Source organism: Streptomyces sp. AcH 505 (assembly GCF_000818175.1).
Lineage (GTDB): Bacteria > Actinomycetota > Actinomycetes > Streptomycetales > Streptomycetaceae > Streptomyces.
On record NZ_JTIY01000001.1, the window covers coordinates 4,286,493 to 4,288,276 of the forward strand.

The window sequence follows — 1,784 nt, forward strand, 5'->3', positions numbered from 1 at the left end:
CGCGCGCGCGGGTCACCGCCGACGCCAGCATCACCGCCGCGCAGCCCAGCTCCATCGCCAGCGCCGCGTCCGACGCCGTACCCGCGCCGGCGTCCAGGATGACCGGCACGCGCGCGTGCTCCACGATCAGCTGGAAGTTGTGCGGGTTGCGGATGCCGAGACCCGAGCCGATGGGGGAGCCGAGCGGCATGATCGCCGCGCAGCCCACGTCCTCCAGCTTCCGTGCCAGCACCGGGTCGTCGTTCGTGTACGGCAGGACGGTGAAGCCGTCGTCCACCAGCGTCTCGGCCGCTTCCAGCAGTTCGATCGGGTCGGGAAGCAGCGTGCGCTCGTCCGCGACGACCTCCACCTTCACCCAGTCCGTGCCCAGCGCCTCACGGGCCAGCCGGGCCGTCAGGACCGCCTCGCCCGCCGTGAAGCAGCCGGCTGTGTTCGGCAGGGCCCGGATGCCCAGGTTGTCCAGCACCGACAGCACGGAGCCCTGCACGGACGGGTCGAGGCGGCGCATCGCGACCGTGGTCAGCTCCGTGCCCGAGGCGGCCAGGGACCGTTCCAGGACGTCCAGGCTGGGCGCGCCGCCGGTGCCCATGATCAGGCGTGAGGTGAACGTGGCGCCGCCGATGGTGAGCTTGTCGTCCGCCATTCGCGATCAGCCTCCCTGTACGGCGGTGAGGATCTCGACGCGGTCGCCGTCCCCGAGGAGCGTCGAGGACCACCGGCCGCGTGGCACCACCGTCTCGTTGACGGCGGCCGCCACACCGGACGGCGCGGCCGTGAAGCCGGCCACGAGGGTCGCGAGCGTGGTGGCGGCGGGGAGGTCCCGGTGCTCCCCGTTGACGGAGACCCTGACGCCGGTGCGTGCTTCGCTGCTCATACGGGCTGCTCCTGACGTACGGAGGTGGCGGCAGGCGAGAACCGGAGCGGGGTGAACGGCCGCGCCTCGGGCGGAAGTTCGCCCGTGGTCAGGACGGCAGCCAGCGCGTCGCCGGTGACCGGCGCGAGGAGCACGCCGTTGCGGAAGTGGCCGGTGGCCAGATGCAGCCCCGGCAGCGCGGTCGGCCCGAGCAGCGGCGCGTTGTCGGGCGACGCGGGCCGCAGACCCGCCCGGGTCTCGGTCAGCGGCAGTTCGGTGATGCCGGGGATCAGCTCATGCGCGTCGCGCAGCAGTTCGTACACACCGCCCGCCGTGACCGTCGTGTCCCAGCCCTGTTCCTCGCTCGTCGCGCCGACGACCAGCTCGCCGTTCTCGCGCGGCACCAGGTACACGTCGCTGCCGCGCACCACCGCCCGTACGGTCCTGGACAGGAAAGGCGCGTACCGCTCCGGCACGGTCAGCCGCAGTATCTGGCCCTTGACCGGCCGCACCGGCGGCAGCACGTCCGCCGGGACCCCGGCGAGCCGCCCGCTGAGCGAGCCGGCCGCCAGCACCACCTGGTCGGCGGCGAGTTCGGTGCCGTCGTCCAGTACGGCGCCGACGGCCCGGTCGGCCGCCACCGCGAGCCGTTCGACCCAGTGGCGCCGGAACACCACACCGGCCCGCTCGCAGGCCGCCAGCAGCGCCGCGGTGAGCCGGCGGGGGTCGATCTGGTGGTCGCCGTCCACCCGCAGCCCGCCCCGTACGCCGGGTGCGAGCATTGGTTCGAGGCGCCGGCACTCCCGGCCGCTGAGCCAGTCGGACGTCAGCCCCGAACCCTGCTGGAGGGCGTGCAGTTCACGCAGATGGGCGCGGTCGTCGGCGTCGAGGGCGACGGCGAGGGTGCCGCAGGTGCGGTAGCCGGGGTCCC

At 74.0% G+C, this 1,784-nt stretch carries 3 protein-coding genes; all 3 read right to left on the bottom strand.

The features are described 5' to 3' along the window. Positions 1-643 (bottom strand): thiazole synthase (locus tag HY68_RS19625; protein WP_041996628.1); only part of this gene is annotated, 643 nt, incomplete at its 3' end. A 6-nt stretch (positions 644-649) separates the two neighbouring features. Further along, entirely contained in the window at positions 650-874 is a 225-nt protein-coding gene (thiS, locus tag HY68_RS19630) for a sulfur carrier protein ThiS (protein ID WP_041990648.1), read from the bottom strand. After that, positions 871-1,784 (bottom strand): glycine oxidase ThiO (gene thiO / locus HY68_RS19635; RefSeq protein WP_041990650.1); only part of this gene is annotated, 914 nt, incomplete at its 5' end. The genes thiS and thiO, both read right to left, overlap by 4 nt.